We start from the raw sequence: 1,799 nt of genomic DNA, 5'->3' as shown, positions 1-1,799 counted from the left end.
ACGGCCCTTGACTGGGAACAGGCCCTGGCCACTACCTTCACCGGCGACACCGCCGTGCTGATGGCCGGACGGGACTTGACCGTGGCGGGCTCGAACGTTGGCGCGCAGAAGGATCTGGTGATGTCGGCCGATCGCGACGTCAACATCCTGGCCGGCCAGAACGCCGAGGACAGCTACGACTACAAGATGGTCAAGAAGTCGGGCTTTGGGGCCATGGGTGGTTTCAGCTATGGCTCCAGCAAGCAGACGGATTCGCTCGACAGCAAAAAGGTGTTCCACAGCGCCAGCACCGTGGGCAGCGTCGAAGGCGACGTGCTGGTCAACGCCGGCAACGCCCTCAATATCACGGGCAGCAACGTCATTGCACGGCAAGGCGACATCACGCTGATCGGCAAGGAAGTCAACATCGGCGCGGCGCTGGACACCACGCAAGAGAAGGAATTTCATGAGATCAAGCAGACGGGGTTGACGCTTACCGCGAGCAATCCCATTGTCAGCGCCGTGCAGACCGGCACGCGGATGGGGGATGCGGCGGGCAGGACGGACAACGCCGTCATGAAGGGCTTGGCAGGCGCCACGACGGCCTTGGCAGCTACCAATGCCTATGACGCCGTTCAGGCGGCGGGCAACGTCGAGGACCCTAGTGCGATCGACAAAGCGGGCGGGGTGAGCATCAAGCTCAGTCTGGGAACCAGCAAGAGCAGCAGCACGACGGACCGTAGTTCGTCCAGCGCCTTCGGTTCGACGGTCGCGGCCGGCAAAGACCTGACCATCGTCGCCCAAGGAGCCGGCAAGGACTCGGACATCACCGTTACGGGTTCGAACCTGTCGGCGGGTAATAACGCGGTGCTCAAGGCTGAAGGCGACATCGTGCTGCAAGCGGCGCGCAACGTGTTCGAGCAGAAGACGGACAGCAAGAGCAGTAGCGCCAGCATCGGTATCGGCTATTCCACGGGCGGTCAGCAAAACGGCTTCACCCTCGAACTGGGCGCCTCGGTTGGACGCGGAAAGGCCAACGGTCGCGACGAAAGCTGGACCAACAGCAATATCACGGCAGGCAACGTACTCGCCATCCAGTCGGGCGGGGACACGACATTGAAGGGCGCGGCGGGCAAGGCCGACCAGATCATCGCGTCGGTCGGTGGCAACCTGCTACTTGAGAGCCTGCAAGACAGTAGCAAGTACGACTCCAAGAACAAGAGCGCGGGCTTTGGCGTGAGCCTGTGTATCCCGCCGTACTGCTACGGTTCAAGCAGCGCATGGGCCAACGCCGGCGCCGGCAAGATGAACAGCGACTTCAAGACGGTCACTGAACAGACGGGCTTGTGGGCGGGCGACGGCGGTTTCCTGATCGACGTCAAGAACAACACCACCTTGCTCGGCAGCGTCATTGCCAGCAGCGACCGCGCGGTGGCTGACGGCCTGAACAAGTTGACGACGGGGACGCTGGTCGCGCAGGACCTGAAGAACACCGCCAAGTACAGCGGTAGCCAGGTGTCGATTGGTGGGGGCTTCGGGTTCGGCGGAAGCGCCAAGGCGGGCGACTCAGGGCTGGGCACGACCAAGGGCGGCCAGGTAGCCGGCGGCGCATCGAAGGACGCGGGTTCGTCGATATCGACGGGCAGCAGCGGGTTCGGCATGGGTACGCCCGTGGTGGTGGCGGCCAGCGGCAACAGTAGTTCGACCACACAAAGCGGCATCAGCGGCGGCACGATCGTCATTCGTGACGAGGCGGGGCAGTTGGCCCTGACCGGCAAGACGGCAGCGGAGACGATCGCGTCGTTGAATCGGGACACGAC

1 protein-coding gene is annotated in these 1,799 nt (G+C 63.5%); it reads left to right on the top strand.

Annotated elements, in window-relative coordinates; translation table 11 throughout:
- A partial coding sequence (locus WBR68_RS31245) for a hemagglutinin repeat-containing protein (protein WP_230696254.1) occupies positions 1-1,799 on the top strand: 1,799 nt, incomplete at both ends.

The sequence above is a fragment of the Achromobacter sp. JD-1 genome, assembly GCF_038594925.1.
GTDB lineage: Bacteria > Pseudomonadota > Gammaproteobacteria > Burkholderiales > Burkholderiaceae_B > Achromobacter > Achromobacter spanius_C.
The sequence above is the reverse complement of the archived record's forward strand: the minus strand, read 5'-3'. Positions and strand labels throughout refer to the sequence as shown.